Source organism: Shewanella sp. KT0246 (genome assembly GCF_019654955.1).
Classification (GTDB): domain Bacteria; phylum Pseudomonadota; class Gammaproteobacteria; order Enterobacterales; family Shewanellaceae; genus Shewanella; species Shewanella goraebulensis.
In genome coordinates, this window is the sequence record NZ_BPEV01000002.1 from 142,840 (window position 1) to 160,911 (window position 18,072).

General features: G+C 40.2%; 13 protein-coding genes. 7 read left to right on the top strand and 6 right to left on the bottom strand.

Annotated elements, in window-relative coordinates; genetic code table 11:
* Position 1: 1 nt before the first annotated feature.
* The gene (locus K5Q58_RS01685; RefSeq protein WP_220751922.1) at positions 2–664 is read right to left on the bottom strand and encodes a glutathione S-transferase family protein; all 663 of its coding nucleotides are present in this window, start codon (positions 662–664) and stop codon (positions 2–4) included.
* Positions 665–822: 158 nt separating this feature from the next.
* The gene (locus tag K5Q58_RS01690) at positions 823–3,417 is read right to left on the bottom strand and encodes a TonB-dependent siderophore receptor (protein ID WP_220751924.1); all 2,595 of its coding nucleotides are present in this window, start codon (positions 3,415–3,417) and stop codon (positions 823–825) included.
* Positions 3,418–3,731: 314 nt separating this feature from the next.
* Between K5Q58_RS01690 and K5Q58_RS01695 the strand changes: the two genes are divergently transcribed.
* Positions 3,732–4,991, top strand: coding sequence for an NRAMP family divalent metal transporter (locus K5Q58_RS01695; protein ID WP_259651197.1), 1,260 nt, complete (start codon positions 3,732–3,734; stop codon positions 4,989–4,991).
* 164 nt (positions 4,992–5,155) lie between these two features.
* Positions 5,156–5,626, top strand: a complete 471-nt coding sequence (locus K5Q58_RS01700) for a DUF1456 family protein (RefSeq protein WP_102528924.1) — start codon at positions 5,156–5,158, stop codon at positions 5,624–5,626.
* 66 nt (positions 5,627–5,692) lie between these two features.
* On the opposite strand, the gene K5Q58_RS01705 is transcribed toward K5Q58_RS01700, so the two are convergent.
* Positions 5,693–6,280, bottom strand: a complete 588-nt coding sequence (locus tag K5Q58_RS01705) for a DUF778 domain-containing protein (RefSeq protein ID WP_220751928.1) — start codon at positions 6,278–6,280, stop codon at positions 5,693–5,695.
* A 330-nt stretch (positions 6,281–6,610) separates the two neighbouring features.
* On the opposite strand from K5Q58_RS01705, the gene K5Q58_RS01710 reads away from it, so the two are divergent.
* Entirely contained in the window at positions 6,611–8,299 is a 1,689-nt protein-coding gene (locus K5Q58_RS01710) for an NAD-dependent malic enzyme (protein ID WP_220751930.1), read from the top strand.
* A gap of 133 nt (positions 8,300–8,432) precedes the next feature.
* Here the strand turns inward: K5Q58_RS01710 and K5Q58_RS01715 are convergent, their stop codons facing one another.
* Positions 8,433–9,116, bottom strand: a complete 684-nt coding sequence (locus tag K5Q58_RS01715; protein WP_220751932.1) for a Crp/Fnr family transcriptional regulator — start codon at positions 9,114–9,116, stop codon at positions 8,433–8,435.
* Between the two features lie 28 nt (positions 9,117–9,144).
* The gene (locus K5Q58_RS01720) at positions 9,145–9,579 is read right to left on the bottom strand and encodes a DUF3069 domain-containing protein (protein ID WP_220751935.1); all 435 of its coding nucleotides are present in this window, start codon (positions 9,577–9,579) and stop codon (positions 9,145–9,147) included.
* A 722-nt stretch (positions 9,580–10,301) separates the two neighbouring features.
* Here K5Q58_RS01720 and K5Q58_RS01725 point away from each other — a divergent pair.
* The 4 genes from K5Q58_RS01725 to queG all read left to right on the top strand — a co-directional run bounded on the left by K5Q58_RS01725 (position 10,302) and on the right by queG (position 17,336).
* Positions 10,302–12,158: a GGDEF domain-containing protein gene (locus K5Q58_RS01725; RefSeq protein WP_220751937.1), complete on the top strand. Its 1,857-nt coding sequence runs from the start codon at positions 10,302–10,304 to the stop codon at positions 12,156–12,158.
* A 111-nt stretch (positions 12,159–12,269) separates the two neighbouring features.
* The gene (locus tag K5Q58_RS01730; protein ID WP_220751939.1) at positions 12,270–14,135 is read left to right on the top strand and encodes a diguanylate cyclase; all 1,866 of its coding nucleotides are present in this window, start codon (positions 12,270–12,272) and stop codon (positions 14,133–14,135) included.
* Positions 14,132–16,075 (top strand): tetratricopeptide repeat-containing diguanylate cyclase, encoded by a 1,944-nt coding sequence (locus K5Q58_RS01735; RefSeq protein ID WP_220751941.1) that lies wholly within the window; start codon positions 14,132–14,134, stop codon positions 16,073–16,075. The genes K5Q58_RS01730 and K5Q58_RS01735 overlap by 4 nt, the downstream gene beginning before the upstream one ends.
* Positions 16,076–16,187: 112 nt before the next feature.
* Positions 16,188–17,336 (top strand): tRNA epoxyqueuosine(34) reductase QueG, encoded by a 1,149-nt coding sequence (queG, locus tag K5Q58_RS01740; protein WP_259651202.1) that lies wholly within the window; start codon positions 16,188–16,190, stop codon positions 17,334–17,336.
* Positions 17,337–17,437: 101 nt separating this feature from the next.
* On the opposite strand, the gene K5Q58_RS01745 is transcribed toward queG, so the two are convergent.
* Entirely contained in the window at positions 17,438–17,647 is a 210-nt protein-coding gene (locus K5Q58_RS01745) for a dodecin (protein ID WP_055026266.1), read from the bottom strand.
* Between the last annotated feature and the right edge of the window lie 425 nt (positions 17,648–18,072).

Here is an 18,072-nt window from a genome sequence, read left to right on the forward strand (position 1 = left end):
ATTACAGCTCTTCTTGAGCCGCTTTAGCAATCGCTTCAGATTTTTCTAACGCCCTTGTCATTGCAGGTCGCTGTTTTAAGCGGTCTCTATAGGCTGCGAGTTTCGGCGGTATCGTTTGTTCAAATACCGTTCCCCATAACAAGGTTTGAGTCAGTAGAATATCTGCGATAGTTAGCGAGTCACCACAAACATAACCTGTATCGGGTACCCATTTCTCTGCAATTTTAGCGGCTTTATCAAATTCAAATTTAGCAACGGGTAACATGGCGTCTACACGCTGTTCTTCTGGCAGAGCAAAACGGTGTTTGCCCATACTCCATAACGGCTGTTCTAACTCACATATGACAAAACTCACCCACTGATGGTGCAAGCCTGCTTGCTTGCTGCCTGGTTCTGGTAAAAATTTACCCTTGCCGTACTTCTCTGCAAGGTATTGCAAAATAGCGGCTGATTCTGTCAGCACAAAGTCACCGTCAGTTATCACAGGCATTTTACCGCTTGGATTAAGGCTTAAAAATGCCTCGCTACGGTTATCACCTTTAGCAAAATTAAGAAATCTAAACTGCCAATTAACTCCGAGCTCTTCCAATAACCATGAAACCCGCAGCGCTCTAGAACGTGGCGTGCCATATAAGGTAATACCTTTGCTTACATCTATTTCCATGCTTTATCTTCCTTTGGCGAATGAACTACTGAACCAGACTTCGTTAACAATCAAACCGACTTTAAATTGGCGCCACCAAAATCGGTATTAAAAAAGACGAGCCTAAAGCTCGCCTTCTTTCTTAAGCTAGGAATTAAACCTAACATATGTTCGGTTAATTAAAACTGATAACTGACTTTACCGTACCATAATGCACCAATGGCTGAATGGGTCGCTTGATCGTAACCCATAAAGTCTGCGGCACTGAATGAAGGCTCTTCATTCAATACATTATTACCACCTAGAGTAAGTGACCAATGGTCGAAACCGATGTAAGTCACGTTCAAGTCAAGTGTCATCATTGAATCAATGGTACCCGTAGCGCCAGCATCAATGTTATCAGCGTATTCACCAATATAATTTAAACGCGCACTGGTTTGCCAATTGGTATAACCCCAATCCATGCCCCCCGTCCAACGATACTCAGGATGCTGATACTCACCTGCTAATTCACGCTTGCTGCCATCTTCGCGAACCTGATCAAAACTATTAACCCAAGTTAAGTTATAACTAAAGCCAAATTCACCAGCAGACTGAGTATTCATGGTGTACTGCAAGTCAACATCAACACCGTCTGTTGTTTGACTTCCTAAGTTGGCAAATTGGTCGTAAATCTCGATAATTCGCCCAGGTACACCATTAGCATCTGTTGGCTCGCGCTTAACCACACTTGGGTCATCACCTTGAGTGTTTACCAAATATTGAGTATCCGAGGTAATTAGCCCATCTTGATCATAATTCCAATAATCCACTCCGACGCTTAAACCATCGGTAATTTCCCAAATACCGCCGAAGTTATACGAAGTCGATTCTTCTGGCTGTAGATCAGGGTTACCTGAAAAAATAACTGTACGCTCTTGCGCGGTACAATCTTCTTCAAGCCCAGTTAAAGGACAACGCACCGCATCAACTAAACCTGGAGATTCCTGTGAAGGGCCTAAACCTAACTGCACTAAAGACGGTGCTCTAAAGGCTTCGCCCCAACTTGCACGGAAGGTTAAATTATCAAGCGGTGTATAGCGCAGAGCTATTTTAGGGTTAGTTGTGTCACCAAAGTCACTATAATCTTCATAACGTAGTGCTAATTGAGCTTCAAGCTTTTCAAAAACGGGAACAGCTAACTCAATAAACAATGACGTTTGATCGCGTTCACCATAGGCTTCAGTGGCTTCTGTACCAAATATTTCTCCCCGCTTAAATAACTCATCAGGATTATCAGATAACTCTTCTTCACGATACTCAAACCCAACGGCCATCGCTACACTACCTGCTGGCATATCAAATAAATCACCGGTTATTTTTCCGTCAAAAGCATTGGTTGTGGATTTACCGTTACGAGTGGTACTGACACTAATCTCGTCAATCACATCACCTTGCTGTGTGGTGGCTAACGGATTAAATTCACCTGAATTTATGGCCTCTTGCAAACGTGGAGTCCATACAAAACCTTGCTCACCGTACTCATGATTGCGATTATAGGAATAGGTATAAGCTAACTCCCACTCCCAATCTGATAGCATGCCATTAAGCCCCAATACCAATCTCGCACTGTCAGATTCTGAAGATTTCTGACGCGGGCCTGTTTCAGTTAGACGGCGACGCATAGTTAAATCTTCACCAGGAAACGGGTTTATTGCTGCACCACTGGTGAATAATGGGTTGTCGTTAAGCATATAAAACTCGCCAAACGATGGACTCGCAGCCCCTTTAACCACACTTTCATTATGTTGATACATCATTTCAGCAAACAGACTTAAGTCATCATTAAACTCATAGTTTTGAAAAACAGATAAGCCCATGCGTGTGGACTCTGGTACAGAAGTCATTAATGGCGCGTAATCATATCGACAGTAATTTCCCTTCACGCTATCAGCAGGACAATTAACGTCTGGCGTCCAACTGAACAAATCAGACTTAGGGGTGATTGAGCCATCAGCTCCAATCGTGGCTGGAATATAAGAGCCAGGGTTACCTGCGGACGATCTAAAGTCGTCCCCGCCATTAGGGGTTTGATCGGCAGAGCTTGAGTAATCGCGATCGGCAAAAAGTGTTTCACGCTCTTTGAAGTAATCTAGAATCACAGTGGTATGAGACTTACCGTTTGCCGCCTCAGTCCCCCACAAAATAGACCCTGCTTGCTGGCCTCCTCCATCTTCAACAGTTTCAGCAAGTTTGCCGTTGACTTCAAAGCCTTCGAAGTCTTTTTTCATAATGATGTTAATTACACCTGCAATCGCATCGGAGCCATAAGTCGCAGATGCGCCATCTTTGACGATATCGATACGTTTCACCGCCGAAATAGGTATTGAGTTGATATCAACAAACGCTGTATCAATCGACTTAGCAAATGATGACACCGCTATACGGCGACCATTTAATAACACTAATGTGGCATCCGCACCTAAGCCACGTAACGATACCGCAGCGCCACCATTCGCGGTGTCATCTGAGTTATTACCTTGAGTTGAAAATGTGCCGCTCCCTGACACGGGTAATTTACTCAATAACTGCGAAATATCTTGCGCGCCTGAGCGAGCGATATCTTCAGCACTTAACACCGTCATCGGTGAAGCACCTTCTAAATCGGTTCGTTTAATATGGGTTCCTGTGACTTCAATGCGTTCGACTTCGGGTTCGGCAGCAAAAGCAGTAGGAGTAAGGATGAGTGATACGGCAGCGGCGCAGGCGCTCTGCCAGAATTGAGGTCGTTTCATAATTGTCCCTAATATGAATTATTATTTTGAATAGACTCAACATCATTTTTAAGCCTTTATGTTCCTAATATGAATGACTTACAAATTATTCTATTTAGGTTCATCTCATGCGCACTACATTAGTGCATCATGTTTTTCTAACATAAATAATTCACACCAGATGTCAATGGCTAGTTTTTAATCACTTGTAACAGAACGCTTTATCACTTACATATTGTAAACAATTTGTTATTTTGCGCATTCAGCAAAATATGACATAGTCATACATCACCTTGAAACTGAATAGTATTCTCACCTTAAACAATAAGAACATGATGCCGAATCAAAAAGCCTCCAACAGTAAATACTCAGCTACCACATTATTTGCCAGTCTTGGCCCAGGGATTTTGATGGCCGCAGCCGCAATTGGGGCATCTCATTTGGTGTCTTCCACTCGCGCTGGCGCTGAGTTTGGATGGCAACTCGTGTGGGTGGTGTTACTGGTGAATTTTCTTAAGTATCCTTTCTTTGCCGCTGGTGCTCGTTATACCGCAGCAACTAATGAAAGCTTACTGCACGGCTATTTAAAACAAGGCCGCGGCTATTTGTTAATGTTTACTTGTTTAAATACTATCGCAGCCATTGCTAGCACTGCGGGAGTCTGCATGCTAACCGCGGCAATGCTGACCCAGTTCATCCCTTTACCCATAGATGTGTTAGCCTTTTTAGTCTTAATCAGCTCTTTAGCTGTGCTAATTTTAGGTCATTATCAACTGCTCGACAAAATGACCAAAGTCATCATGCTCGCACTCACCTTAACCACCCTTATAGCCGTAGCTCTCGCTTGGCAACATTATCAAGCACCAGCAATTACAGAGACCTCGACCAGCCCTTGGCAATGGGCTTATGTTGGATTTTTAGTGGCAATGATGGGCTGGATGCCTGCACCGATAGAAGTCAGCGCGTGGAATTCGTTATGGTTAATCGAAAAGAAAAAAACACAAACAATAACGAGTAAACAAGCAATATTCGATTTTAATTTAGGCTTTATCGTCACTGCTATTTTAGCCATAGTGTTTCTTGCTCTTGGCGCATTAGTCATGCATGGAAGCGGCGAGTCTTTCTCAAACTCTGGCGCTGTTTTCGCAGGTCAGTTAGTGGATTTATATAGTGATGTTATGGGCGAACAAACTCGCTATTTAATTGGCCTTGTGGCTTTCTTATGTATTTTCAGTACCACTGTGACTGTGATTGATGGCTATAGCCGCACATTAGATATTGGTTGGCAGTTATTGAACAACCAACAGGACTGCTCAAAAAGGTTAACCCGTGTCATGTTGATAGTGTCGGCACTGGGCTTACTATTAACCTGGTTTTTTAAAGGTGCACTACTGCCACTACTTGAATTTGTCATGACCCTAGCGTTTTTAACCACTGTGATTTTTGCATGGCTCAACCTTCGATTAATGACCAGTGATACCCTGCCAGAAAAACACCGTTATGGTACAAAAATGAAGATACTGGCGTGGACAGGACTGGTCTATCTGGTTGGATTTTCTGGCTTATTTATTTATTGGAAGTTAGCCATTCAATAAATGCAGCAATTTTTGCTATTTACCTTCAAGCTTTTAACCGTTTAATTGCAGATAAACTGAACTATGTGGCTATTTTCAGGTATAATCCGTGTCCGATTTTTATTTAATTGCTGGAATCTTAATCCTGCTATTAAAAAACTGCGCAGCCGCGCCCAGAGACTTATATGATTAACAACGATATTATTCGCCGTCTTCGTTTTGTGTTTGATTATTCGAATGCCAAAATGATTAAAGTTTTCGCTCAAGCCAATGTTGAAGTCAGCACTGATGAAATCATTAGCTTACTTAAAAAAGAAGCGGAAGAAGGTTACAAAGCCTGTAACGATAAGGTTATGTGTCAGTTCTTAGACGGACTAATTATCGAAAAACGTGGTTTACGTGAAGGTAGTGAAGTACCTGCACCTGTTAAAAATCTTACCAATAACCTAATCTTCAAAAAGTTACGCATTGCGCTTGAACTTCGAGAAGATGACATTATTGAAATTTGTGGCTTAGCTGACTTTGTTATTGGCAAGTCAGAATTAGGCGCATTGTTCCGTAATCCTGATCATAAGAACTACAAAACCTGTGGCGATCAGATTTTACGTAACTTCTTACACGGATTATCAATCAAGCACCGCGGTGTTGAGTTGTAAAAATGCGTTGTAGTGTTCATCGCTATTGATTGCACAGCTTTGGCTGTGCATTTTTATGTCTTTTTTTCACTTATCACTTAATATCACTTCATCCCAATAAACAACCTGCTTAAATTTCTGTGCTAATAGCGTATTGAGTTGTTCAAAGCTCCGTATTTCCACCTCTTCACCGTTAACACAAGACCATACAAAACGATGGCAGTTATTAGTGAACAGATCATATTCTCTATATTGATATATTGCTTTTTCTGCTCGCGTGAGCGCATTCGGAGAAATAAGAGGTTGATGTAAATGGTTACATGCTTGGAAAATACGACTGCCACTGCGCCCTTTTAAAAACCGTTGTGCCGATATCGGCCTTATTAAGCCACTGCCATGTAACTCAACCAAGTGATTATCCCCTAGCCAAATACCGCTATGCTCAATCACGCCAAAAACAAAACAACAAACAATAGCACCTGGCGCAGCTGCAACTTTCACTTCTCCTCTATGCCAAATGCTTGGAGTTAAAGCGCTCGCTGAGTTTTCAGTAGGTATTTTTGGCGATCGCCCCATGAGGCGCTCATGCTGCAATGTCTTTCGTTGTTTTCGATCGTCAGCAAGCAAAATAGCACCCACAGCTGCGGTTCCAAGCCAAATAAGTGGAAGAGCCATTCACACCTCACAGAATAAAATTTATACACAACTCAGCATGGCACTTAATCACCTTAATGTCAGAATCAAAATGTTACGATGTTTTACACCTTCACTTTCATCAATTAGCCGCCTTACCTCTAACAACATTCCCGCAGCTATAACCAACCACCCAATCTCAAGTCAAATTCAAACAGAAAAAAAGTGTGAAATAGCTCACTTAACAGACCACAAAAAATATAACTTGTGTTAACCTTCACCGATAACAATAAGCGTCTACTATTAGGCAAGAATAACCGCCTAACACTAGCTAGAAATAACAGTAATTCGACACTGATAATAAGGTTTCCAATGGACGATAATAAACGCCCTCTCTATCTTCCTTTCGCAGGTCCGGCCATTCTTGAGTCTCCTTTGCTAAATAAAGGCACCGCCTTTAGCGAAGAAGAGCGCATTTACTTTAATCTTGAAGGGCTAATTCCTTGGGTTATTGAAACCATTGAAGAGCAAGCATCACGAGCTTATGAACAATATAAAAGTTTCAGTAATGACCTCGATAAGCATATTTACCTGCGTAATATTCAAGATACTAACGAAACCTTATTCTATCGCTTAGTGCGCAACCACATCAGTGAAATGATGCCGATTATCTACACCCCTACAGTGGGTTTAGCTTGTGAGCGCTTTTCGAAAAACTATCGCCGTAACCGTGGCCTGTTTATCTCATACGACAACAAAGACCGTATTGATGACATTTTAAATAACTCAACCCGTCACAAAGTGAAAGTGATCGTGGTAACCGATGGTGAGCGCATTCTAGGTCTTGGCGATCAAGGTATTGGTGGCATGGGGATCCCAATTGGTAAGTTATCGTTATACACCAGTTGTGGTGGTATCAGTCCAGCCTATTGCTTGGCGATTACCTTGGATGTGGGTACCGATAATCCTAATTTACTAGACGACCCTATGTACATGGGCTCGCGTCACCCTCGTATTGGTGGCGAAGAATACGCTGACTTTATCGAAGAGTTCATGCAAGCAGTGAGTCGCCGCTGGCCTGAAGCGTTAATTCAATTTGAAGATTTTGCTCAGAAAAATGCCATGCCATTACTTGAGCGATATAAAGACAGATTCTGTACTTTCAATGATGATATTCAAGGCACTGCAGCAGTGACTGTCGGCTCATTATTGGCGGCATGTAAGGCGGCTAATACTCAACTTTGTCAGCAGCGTGTCGCTTTTTTAGGTGCTGGCAGCGCAGGTTGTGGTATTGCTGAAGCCATTGTGGCACAAATGGTTTCTGAAGGTATTTCAGATGAACAAGCACGTTCGCAAGTATTTATGGTCGATCGTTGGGGCTTATTGCTTGATAACATGCCGACCTTGCTGGATTTCCAGAAAAAGCTGGCACAAAAAACAGTCAATGTTGAGCAGTGGGATGGTTTTAGCGATCATATTTCATTACTTGATGTGGTAAATAATGCCAAACCAACCGTATTAATTGGTGTATCTGGCGCGCCAGGTTTATTCACTGAAGAAATTATTCGTGCAATGCATAGCCATTGTAAACGTCCGATTGTATTCCCTTTATCGAACCCGACTAGCCGTGTTGAAGCGACACCTAAAGATGTGCTGCATTGGACTTCTGGTCAAGCATTAGTCGCGACAGGTAGTCCGTTTGAGCCAGTCGTCATTGATGGGGAAACCTTCGAAATAGCCCAATGTAATAATAGCTTTATCTTCCCTGGTATCGGTCTAGGCGTATTAGCTAGCGGGGCAACACGCGTGTCAGATGAAATGCTAATGGCTTCTAGTCTGGCGTTATCAGAATGCTCACCACTAGGTAAGAATGGCTCAGGTTCATTACTGCCAGCCCTTGAAGATATTCAAGAAGTCAGTAAATACATTGCCTTTGCCGTGGCGAAAAAAGCCATTGAACAAGAATTGGCATTACCTTGCCCTGATGACTTATTGATTCAGAAGATTGATAGCAACTTCTGGGAGCCTGAATACCGCCGTTATAGACGTACTTCGTTCTAATCATTAATAGTTGAAGCCATTAAATGATGAGCTCAAAAAAGCCTAGCAATTGCTAGGCTTTTTTATTGAGCATATGGTGATGTTTATTTTAATACCAAATGGTGCAGTATTAAGCGAGTAATATAATGTTGAATTACATGACGACTTTATCTTCTAACGCCTTACACATACCCGCATAATTTGTAATGATCATTTTGCCTCTTACCAACTCAATAAACCCTTTTTGGGCGAACTTATTAAGCACTTCATTGACGCGAGGACGGCTCACATTCGCAATTTCACTCAACTGCTGTTGAGTAATTTTGATTTCAATTCTTGTTGAGTCTGTAACCTTTTTACTGCGAGCAAGCTCTAATAAGAAGAAATTAATTCGCTCTTCAATCCCATAAAAAGATAAATGCATACCTTGTACAAGCTTAGGACTATTGGTTCGCATAATGCTGTAAAGCAGCTTGTATACTTCACCGTTAGTCTTAGCTAATTCATTGAGTTCTTTTTTAGGAAAAAACAGACTTCTAATAGGTTCAAGCTCACAAGTGTATAAGTTAAACCTAGGATAAATCTCAATAGCAACGGCGCCAACCCACATCTGCTTGCCAAATATAAAGCTCGCTAAAGGTCTGTTATCTAAACTGGTTGTCGCAAATGTTCCTAACCCTTGGGCACAATAAAACAAACCACGTTCATCATCACCATGAAGAAGCGTCGCATACTTTTGAATGCCATCAAGTTCAATCGCAACATCTAGTATTTCGGCTTTAGTTCGCTCGCTTAATTCACAAGGCCAGGTTATTTGGTTGGTTAATATTGACGTCATTGGGTTTCCAAACATTTGCTATAACAAGTTATGCTGACATAACTTGTTTAAAACTATTCAACATCGAACGATCAGTTCGGGCTTTTTTCAATTTTCTAATACTTTCTTTCAATGACTGCTCAGCTAAGCGGCCAAAGACACCGTCATATTCTTTTTCATCAATAGCTTCATCAGACTCAGCTTCATCAGCGATTTCTTGAGCTACTCGACTTAATTGCATCCAAGCATTGGCAATATAGAAACCGTGGAACTCCGCTTGTGGCATCAATTTCTGCGCACTCGCTGGCATAGCATCCCAGCTTTTAACGAATAAGCCGGCATTATCTTCAATTAACTCTTTGAATAAGCCTTCATAAGCTTCAAGTAATGTCTCTGGCAATTTATCCATCGGCAGTACTTTGTTGGCTACGTTGAAAGACACTTGCTTCGCTACTGCTTTATATTCTTCACTCATATGACTCATTTACATTTCTCTCTTGATTTAAAAGTACTTCTAGATACCAATCAGGGTTTGGATACTCGACGGTGTATATCCAGCAATGGCGCATACCTTAATGCCTTCACTTAATCTAGTAAAGCAACATAGCCTGCGTAAGCTGCATCTTTGAGAGTTTCACAAACTTACCTCTCGCGTAGACTTTAAAAGTAGCAAACATAACTTGAGTCACCACTTCATACACTGGATGCTGATATTTATGCAGTCATGTGTTCTAAGCTGATGTTATAAAGCTCAGCCTTATAAATAGTTACCTAATTAAGCTTAGATAAAAAGAAACACATTGTTTAACTGGCATAAAGCTAAAGACGTTCAAGAGAAAATATGATTGTTTAATATATTTACAAACACAAGATATCAACATATTTGTTTCAGTAAATATGATGAATTCATTTCAAATTTAGTTCAGAAGAAGTAAGTGAAATAGAAGCCTAACAAAGTGGGTAGACACATGACTAGTACATTAATTACCACTCACTTAAACTTAACCTTTGTATCAATAAAAGCTGCTATTTAAGCAACAGTAACCCGCTAATTAATCTCAAATAAGTTAACAAAAGACCACATAGCAATCACCTTAAAGCTTTAATTGAACAAACCAGTTTATATGTCATAATGAAGCCAGACATTTAAACTCACATGAGACATATTCGATTAAAATCCTGCTGCACTTTGTATTAGCTATATTCTTGTGTGTCTCGGCTCTCACAACTCAAGCTAAAGCTAACGACAATATTAATGATCAGAAAACCCAACAAAGAATCGATTATCTATTCGACGTGTTCAATGAGGGGAAAGAAGGTGATCTTGAAAAACTAGCAGCATACTTAGCTGAACTTGAAACGCTCATTCCTCAAGATGATATTAAGCAGCAAGAAAAACTCATTCCTCTTCAATGCTGGTACCATCCTTCAGAAACGTCCGAAGAATTTATACAAGCGATTAAACACGCCGAAGAATTAATGAATCGCCATCAAAAGAGCTATCCATCAGCCCTTCACGCAGATTTGTTACTTTGCCGCGCTTCTCATTATCAATATTCAGGTAAGCCTCAACAGGCAAAATTAGACTACGACGCTGCGATTCAAGAAGCTTATCAAATTGAAAACTTACGCTTAATTGCCGATGGTAGAAGTATGCGCGGTGCTATGCTGTCCTATGAAGGAGATTATACTGGCGCGCTTGAAGATCTCATTCCCGCGCAATCTATGTATGAACAGCTTAAATTGGATTACTGGGCACAAGTTAACTTAAGTGAGATAGCCAATAGTTTTCGCCGTTTCGGCGACCCACAAATGGCGCTTAATTATCAGCAAAAGCTCGAGAAAGCTTATCTTGAAAATAATCAAGATTTAGAAGCTATCGATGTCAATACTCAAATCGCTTATTCCTACGAAGAACTCGGAAAAAATGAGCTAGCACTTGAACGATTCGAGAAAAGTTATCAATTCTGGATAAACAGAGACCAGCCAATCCCTGCAGCAGGTGCTGCAGTTGATATTGCAGGTATTCAGTTAAAACTGGGTCAAGTTGATTTAGCCATCGAAACGTTAGAGCTCGCAGAAAAGACCATTACCATAGAGCTTGATGGTTTATTTAGTTTTATGAAGTTATTCAGGGCTCAGGCAGCACTAATAAAACAGCAACCAGAAAAAGCATTAGACTATGCAATCGAAGCTGAAATGGGTTTCGATGTCAGTAAAAATGAGCGAGGTCTAAGCCAAGTTTATACCTTAAGAAATGAAATTTATTTATTTTTAGAGGACTATCAATCTGCCCACCACGCTTTGAGTGATTATCTGAAACTGCACCATAAACTTGATCAAAAAAGCCTCAGCAGTCGCAATAGTGAAATGCGTGCACGATTTAATACCGATAAAATTGAATCTGAAAATCAGGTGCTTCAACACATACAGCGTATAAAAGAACAAGAGCTCAAAGTATTAGAGAAGAATAAAGAGTTACAGCAAGTTATTATTTTTTTAGTCGCCATTATTTTAATTATAATGACCCTGTATGCAATTAAACAGGTCAAACGAAAGCAATTATTCAAGAACCTAGCACTTACTGACGAGTTAACACAATTAGCCAATCGTCGACACACATATAAGTTGGCAAAGAGTTATATTGAACAAGCACGTAAAGAAAGTACTCATTTTTCGCTGATTTCATTCGATGCCGATCATTTTAAAAAGGTAAACGATACGCTTGGCCACGATATAGGCGATAAAGTATTAGTGCTATTAGCTGAGGTTTCTCGTAATTTAATGCGCAAATCGGATACTGTTGGACGCGTTGGTGGTGAAGAATTTTTGGTTTTATTACCAGGTGCCAATGAGCAACAAGCACAGGATATTGCCGAAAGGTTAGTCAAAACCGTAGCTAATGCTGATTGGCATGAAATTGCCCCTGAGCTTAAACAAACTATTAGTGCGGGCGTGAGTCAATTTGACAATGATAGTAACTTAGAAGCGCTATTATTACGTGTCGACAATGCACTGTATCAAGCAAAGTCTGCAGGAAGAAACTGTGTTAAGACGGTATAAATAACCTTGCAAAAACATATTCGATGTAACGATTATTATAGATATCTCATCCGTATATTTGTCTCAATTATCGTGTTGTTCGGGCACGTTTCATTTTCAGCCTCAGCCAACATGATAGAGAATAAGGCGGCAGATGAGTTAATAAGTCAGTTTGAAAGTGATCAACTGACGGGAACGTTATATTTTGATGAAAAGCTACTTGAGCTTGAAGCTCTGATAGATGAAGCTGATAAACCAAGATTAGAAAAGCTTTCTACCTTAAGCTGTACTCGAATCCCATCTGGTTCAAAAGAAAAGCTGCAGGATTTTGTTACTCAATACTCAAGCCTTGAACAACAGAATTTTTATTATCAATCTTCGCCCGTATTACTTAATTTGTGCCGCTCTATTGCGCTGATGTACTTAGGTGAGCTGCAACAATCTGAGCAGATAAATCAACAAATGCTAGCCAAAGCAGAGGCATTAGGCGAAACCAAATTAATTGCCGATGCATATTTTACAATAGGCCAATTAAGCTTATTTAAATCCCAGTTTTTAAGCGCTATCGACAGTATGTCGATATCGTTTGAGCTCTATCAAAAGCTGGGCTATTGGAACACTGCCAATATTAATATTATCTCCTTAGCCAGTGCTTACCGTCGTTTGGGAGATAACAAAAAAGCCCTCTATTATTATAATATTGTTGAGCAACATTTTATCGAGAACAATAAGCTCAATTTATTGGCCACGGTAGAACAAGCGATGGCTTATATTAAGCTCGATAGCGGTGACTACCAAGAGTCACTGAATTACTTTGAGAAGATATATCAGGTCGCAGTAAAATCTGGAAGTGACTTGTACATGGCTGAAATCGCTGTCGATATGTCAGCACCTTTAATTAAACTTAACCGCTTAAATGAAGCAGAAAAGTGGTTAGATCAAGCTAAGCCCTTCATTAAAGCTAATAATTATTCTCACTTTGGTTATATGCACACTTACTACCTTGAATTGCGATTACGACAAGGGCAATACGAGCAAGCATTAGTGCATTTTATTGAAGCCAAGAAGAGCTTTGATAAATACAATAACAAGAAAGGCCTAGCCATTGCTTATCCTGTGGTTGCTGAGTTGTATGCTCAGCAAGGAGATTTTAAATCAGCTAATCATTGGCATCATAAGTTTTTAACCATCCATAATCAATTGGATGAAAATGCACTCGCCACCTTTAACTCTGAAATGCGTATTCGGTTTGACTCAAAACAGCTTGAAGAACAGCAGAGCCAGTTAATTGCATTCCAAGCCTTAAAAGAAAGCCAGCTTGAAGCCTTATCCACCAAACAACAGTTACAATATGTAGCTATAGTGCTCACCTTTATTCTCATTGTTATATTGGCTATTTTCTTCGTCAAACTCATATTTAAATCCATCCAATATAAGCAACTTGCTTTAACTGATCCACTGACTCAAATCCCTAATCGATTGTTTGCATATAAAATAGTTAAGCATCTATTTTTAAAAGGAAATAAGTTCTCTATCCTACTAATTGATGTTGACCACTTTAAAGCCGTAAATGACAATTTTGGCCATGATGTTGGTGATACAGCATTGCAATTAATCGCTCATAAAATCAATGAAATCTGTCGCAAAGAAGACACGTTAGCGCGTATTGGCGGCGAAGAGTTTCTGGTTATTATGCCTAATGCTGACGACACCGATGCAATCAGTTTAGCCAGTAGAATTAACCAGCACGTAAAGCTCATTGATACGCAAGCTCTGTCGATGCCAAACCCATTTACTGTCAGTATTGGCATTGCAACAGTCACAGATGAAAAGGCAATCTCGCCATTACTTAAAAAAGCAGATATCGCACTATATCAAGCAAAAAATGCTGGCCGAGATGGCTACGTGAATTATCAAATAGCTCTTGAAGATGAAGATGAAGATGAAGAAGATTTAGCACTAAACCTTAAATCATCAAAGCAGGAGCACAGCCAATGATGCGCCATCTCTTCACTGTCATGTTCATGCTTTCCATGTCGATATGCTTGACAGTATCTATCACGCTTTCTTCGCAAGCCTTCGCATTAAGCGCTGATACAACTCAAATTACTGCAAGCGAAAAGAAACCATTCGATAACCCTAGGTTTGAAGAGATTTTTAAACAAGTTGATGACGGCGATATCAATGATGCCAGTTTCCCCATTCTAATTGAAGAAATGGCGCAGCTAATTGCTGAAGGTGATATTGAACGAACTTACCGTCTAATGCCAAAGCAGTGTATGGCATATAATTTTTTAGCAGAGCAACAAAACCAGAATGCTCAAGAGTTTCTTAGCAATATCTATAATCATTATCCTGACATACCACCAGCAATTAGCATTGAACTAAAGCTCTGTGAAGCAACGTTATTACGCTATAAAGGCGAGATTACTGAAGCAAACGAAATGGTTAAAGCAGCTCTTAACAACGCCCAACAAATAGCAAATGAGCGACTCATTGCCGATGCTTATTCAATGCTAGGTCAAATCGCCTCCTATACAGGAGATTTTGCTTTTGCACTTAAAAACCTACTAGAAGCTTATGAGCGTTACCAGCAATTAGGATTGATCACACTTGAACGGTTAGGTTTGCTGGATTTAGCCATCACATACCGCCGTCTTGGTGAAACCGATACGGCGCTTAAGTACTACGCAGAACTTGAACAAGCTTTTAGTGACAGCAATCAAATTGCCTTGGTTATGTTAGTGAAAAATGACATGGCTTATGCCTATGAAGATATCAATGAATATCAAAAGGCCGCTGATTATTATTTAGCAATTTTTAAATACTATGAAGAGGTCCATTCAGATCCTACTTTTACAGCCCGTGTTGCAGTCGATATGTCATCAGCTTTAATCCGCCTAGGCCAGTATCAGCAAGCATTGGATTATCTCGACAAATTTGAATCGGTGATCAGCCCATCAGTTGATACCCATTACAGCTTTTTACATCTTTATAAAGCCCAGGCGAAACATGGTTTAGGCTTAACCGAGCAAGCCATACCCCATCTCAAAAAATCCACTGCAGGTTTTAATAAAAACCACAATAAACGTGGTCATGAAATGCTTCTCGAACTAAAAGTAGAAATTTATGAATCATTAGGACTGTGGCAACAGGCTTACGAAGCACAACTTAAGCTCTATGATATTCACCTTATTCTAGATAAAGCTCTTGAAAACCAAGCCAGTACTGAAATGCGTGTAAAATTTGATAGCGAAAAAATTGAAGCCGAAAATGCCGAATTAGTGGCGTTTCATCAGTTAAAAGATCAACAATTGAGCATTAAACAAGACAACGAGAGATTACAAATCATTACCCTTGCGCTGGGTTTTGCATCGATATTATTGTTAATTTTATTCAGTCTCTATTTCAATAAAAAGTCTAAACAACTCAAGGAACTTGCGTTAACAGATTTATTGACTCAATTACCCAATCGACTCAGTTTTTATCGAGAAGCCCAGGATACTTTTAACCGATTATCTCAACATCAACAGCCCTTCTCGATAATATCTATAGATATCGATCATTTTAAACAGGTTAATGACCAACATGGTCACAGCATTGGCGATATAGTGTTAAAAACTATTGCACAAATCTTACGTCGTAAAATATCGCAAACGAGTGTTATGGGCCGTGTAGGAGGGGAAGAGTTTTTAGTGTTACTGCCTAACACTCGCTCCCAAAGTGCAATAAAAACAGCTCAAACTATTATTGATGAAGTAAATTTTGTCGAGTTTAGTAATTTTAGTGAAAACTTATCGGTAACGGTAAGTGCTGGAGTCGCGGCCTATAAAGACGAAGCTAAACTTACCGAGATCATTAAAAAAGCCGACTTGGCTTTATATCAAGCTAAGAACCAAGGCCGCAATCAAGTGGTTTACTTCCGTGATGATGCTTAGCCAGCCGTTAGCGAGTATAATCAGCACTAGTAATCATCAACTGTAATAGCCTTTCATGCCTGACTCAAAACCAAACACCGACATTCAAGCTGACTCAAGCTTGAGTCGTGAAATGACAGCTCAAGAAACGTCAGATTTGTCACGCCAGATAAAATCATGGGCACAAGAGTTAGGCTTTGCCGAGATAGGAATAACAGATACGAATCTCAAAACAGAAGAACCTAAGTTACAGCAATGGCTGGACAATGGTTATCACGGCGAGATGAGTTACATGGCAAATCACGGCATGATGCGAGCACGCCCCTATGAGCTTCATCCAGGTACTGTGCGAGTCTTGAGTGCAAGAATGGATTATTTACCGCCACAGGCGGGGTTTGCGACTAATCTCTCCGATCCCAACCTTGGGTATATTTCGCGTTATGCTGGCGGACGTGATTACCATAAATTAATTCGCAAACAGCTTAAAAAGCTCGGCGATAAAATTGTCTCACATTGCAACGACTTAGGTGTAACAGGTGTTGATTTTCGACCTTTTGTCGATTCAGCCCCAGTGCTTGAAAGACCATTGGCTGAAAAAGCGGGTTTAGGCTGGACAGGGAAACACTCCCTATTGTTAAACCCAGAAGCTGGCAGTTGGTTCTTTTTAGGTGAAGTATTAATAAACATTCCACTGCCAATTGATATTCCAATCAATCAAAGCTGTAATACCTGCGTAGCTTGCATTAAATCATGCCCCACCAATGCAATACTTGAAGATAATGTGGTTGATGGCCGCCGTTGTATTTCTTATTTAACCATAGAGCTTCAAGGTGCTATTCCTGTTGAGTTTCGACGTGCCATTGGTAATCGTATTTATGGTTGTGATGACTGCCAATTAGTCTGCCCTGTTAACGCCAAAGCCCCTTTAACAGAGCAAGCTGATTTTCATATTCGTGAGCCATTATTGCAGCCTAAATTGCTCACCTTATTCGCTTGGACAGAGAAACAGTTTCTTTCACTCACCGAAGGCAGTCCAATAAGGCGAATTGGCCATAAGAATTGGCTCAGAAACATCGCCGTTGCATTAGGTAATGCTCCATTTAATGAAGATATTATATTGGCGCTGCTTGCTCGTAAGGATTCTGATGGAGTAAACGATATGGTCATTGAACATATTGATTGGGCCATCGAAGAGCAAAACAAAGCTCATACAGAAATACTCAGCCGTAAAACTCAACGTGTTATTAGAGCCATTGAAAAAGGCTTACCTAGAGACGCCTAGCACTCTTTCATATAGCCATAGCCAAGTGATAAAAACTAAAATGCAGCTGAAGTGACCTTCAACTGCATTGTGTTTAATAGTAAAAGAGTCACTAGAAGCTGCTAACTTTGATCTAAAGTGAATCCAACTTTAATAGTCACTTGCCAATGCGCAATCAAACCTTCTTCCAAATGCCCTCTTGTTTCGACCACTTGAAACCAGCGCATATGCTTTATTGATTTATTAGCCGCCGCGATCGCATTTTTGATCGCGTCATCCGAGCTAATTGGTGATGATCCTGTCAATTCAATCAGTTTATAGGTATGACTCATTGTTACTCCATCATTATTAAAGGACATTAACTGAGTATAGATAACCTATAAAAATCTGCGTAACTTCAACACAATGAATGAATATTACTCATATTAAAAGCACTTTTAAGGATAAGCAGCAGAGTCTTGTTATGTTTATTCTAAGTTTTAACCCAAAGCTTTTTTCATCAATAAAATGAGTCAAACAAGTCACTAAAAGTGACTTACTTCTACTCTCACATTCAACTTTTAACCACTACCAAAGCTGAAGCATAATTGAACGTTTGACATTTTATTAGCCACTTTATGGCTTAAACAGGTTATTGCATAAACAGTATGGATATTTGGTGATTGGATATCATAAAAGCCTTATTCTATAAGGCTTAGGTAACTTTGCTAGCTACCCTAACTCAAATGGATTTATCTACGATCATAAGGCCGAACGA

Excerpts from the sequence above, each read along its gene's own strand:
- K5Q58_RS01685 (WP_220751922.1), bottom strand. The coding sequence starts at position 664 with ATGGAAATAGATGTAAGCAAAGGTATTACCTTATATGGCACGCCACGT.
- K5Q58_RS01690 (WP_220751924.1), bottom strand. The coding sequence starts at position 3,417 with ATGAAACGACCTCAATTCTGGCAGAGCGCCTGCGCCGCTGCCGTATCA.
- K5Q58_RS01695 (WP_259651197.1), top strand. The coding sequence starts at position 3,732 with ATGCCGAATCAAAAAGCCTCCAACAGTAAATACTCAGCTACCACATTA.
- K5Q58_RS01700 (WP_102528924.1), top strand. The coding sequence starts at position 5,156 with ATGATTAACAACGATATTATTCGCCGTCTTCGTTTTGTGTTTGATTAT.
- K5Q58_RS01705 (WP_220751928.1), bottom strand. The coding sequence starts at position 6,280 with ATGGCTCTTCCACTTATTTGGCTTGGAACCGCAGCTGTGGGTGCTATT.
- K5Q58_RS01710 (WP_220751930.1), top strand. The coding sequence starts at position 6,611 with ATGGACGATAATAAACGCCCTCTCTATCTTCCTTTCGCAGGTCCGGCC.
- K5Q58_RS01715 (WP_220751932.1), bottom strand. The coding sequence starts at position 9,116 with ATGACGTCAATATTAACCAACCAAATAACCTGGCCTTGTGAATTAAGC.
- K5Q58_RS01720 (WP_220751935.1), bottom strand. The coding sequence starts at position 9,579 with ATGAGTCATATGAGTGAAGAATATAAAGCAGTAGCGAAGCAAGTGTCT.
- K5Q58_RS01730 (WP_220751939.1), top strand. The coding sequence starts at position 12,270 with ATGATAGAGAATAAGGCGGCAGATGAGTTAATAAGTCAGTTTGAAAGT.
- K5Q58_RS01735 (WP_220751941.1), top strand. The coding sequence starts at position 14,132 with ATGATGCGCCATCTCTTCACTGTCATGTTCATGCTTTCCATGTCGATA.
- queG (WP_259651202.1), top strand. The coding sequence starts at position 16,188 with ATGACAGCTCAAGAAACGTCAGATTTGTCACGCCAGATAAAATCATGG.
- K5Q58_RS01745 (WP_055026266.1), bottom strand. The coding sequence starts at position 17,647 with ATGAGTCATACCTATAAACTGATTGAATTGACAGGATCATCACCAATT.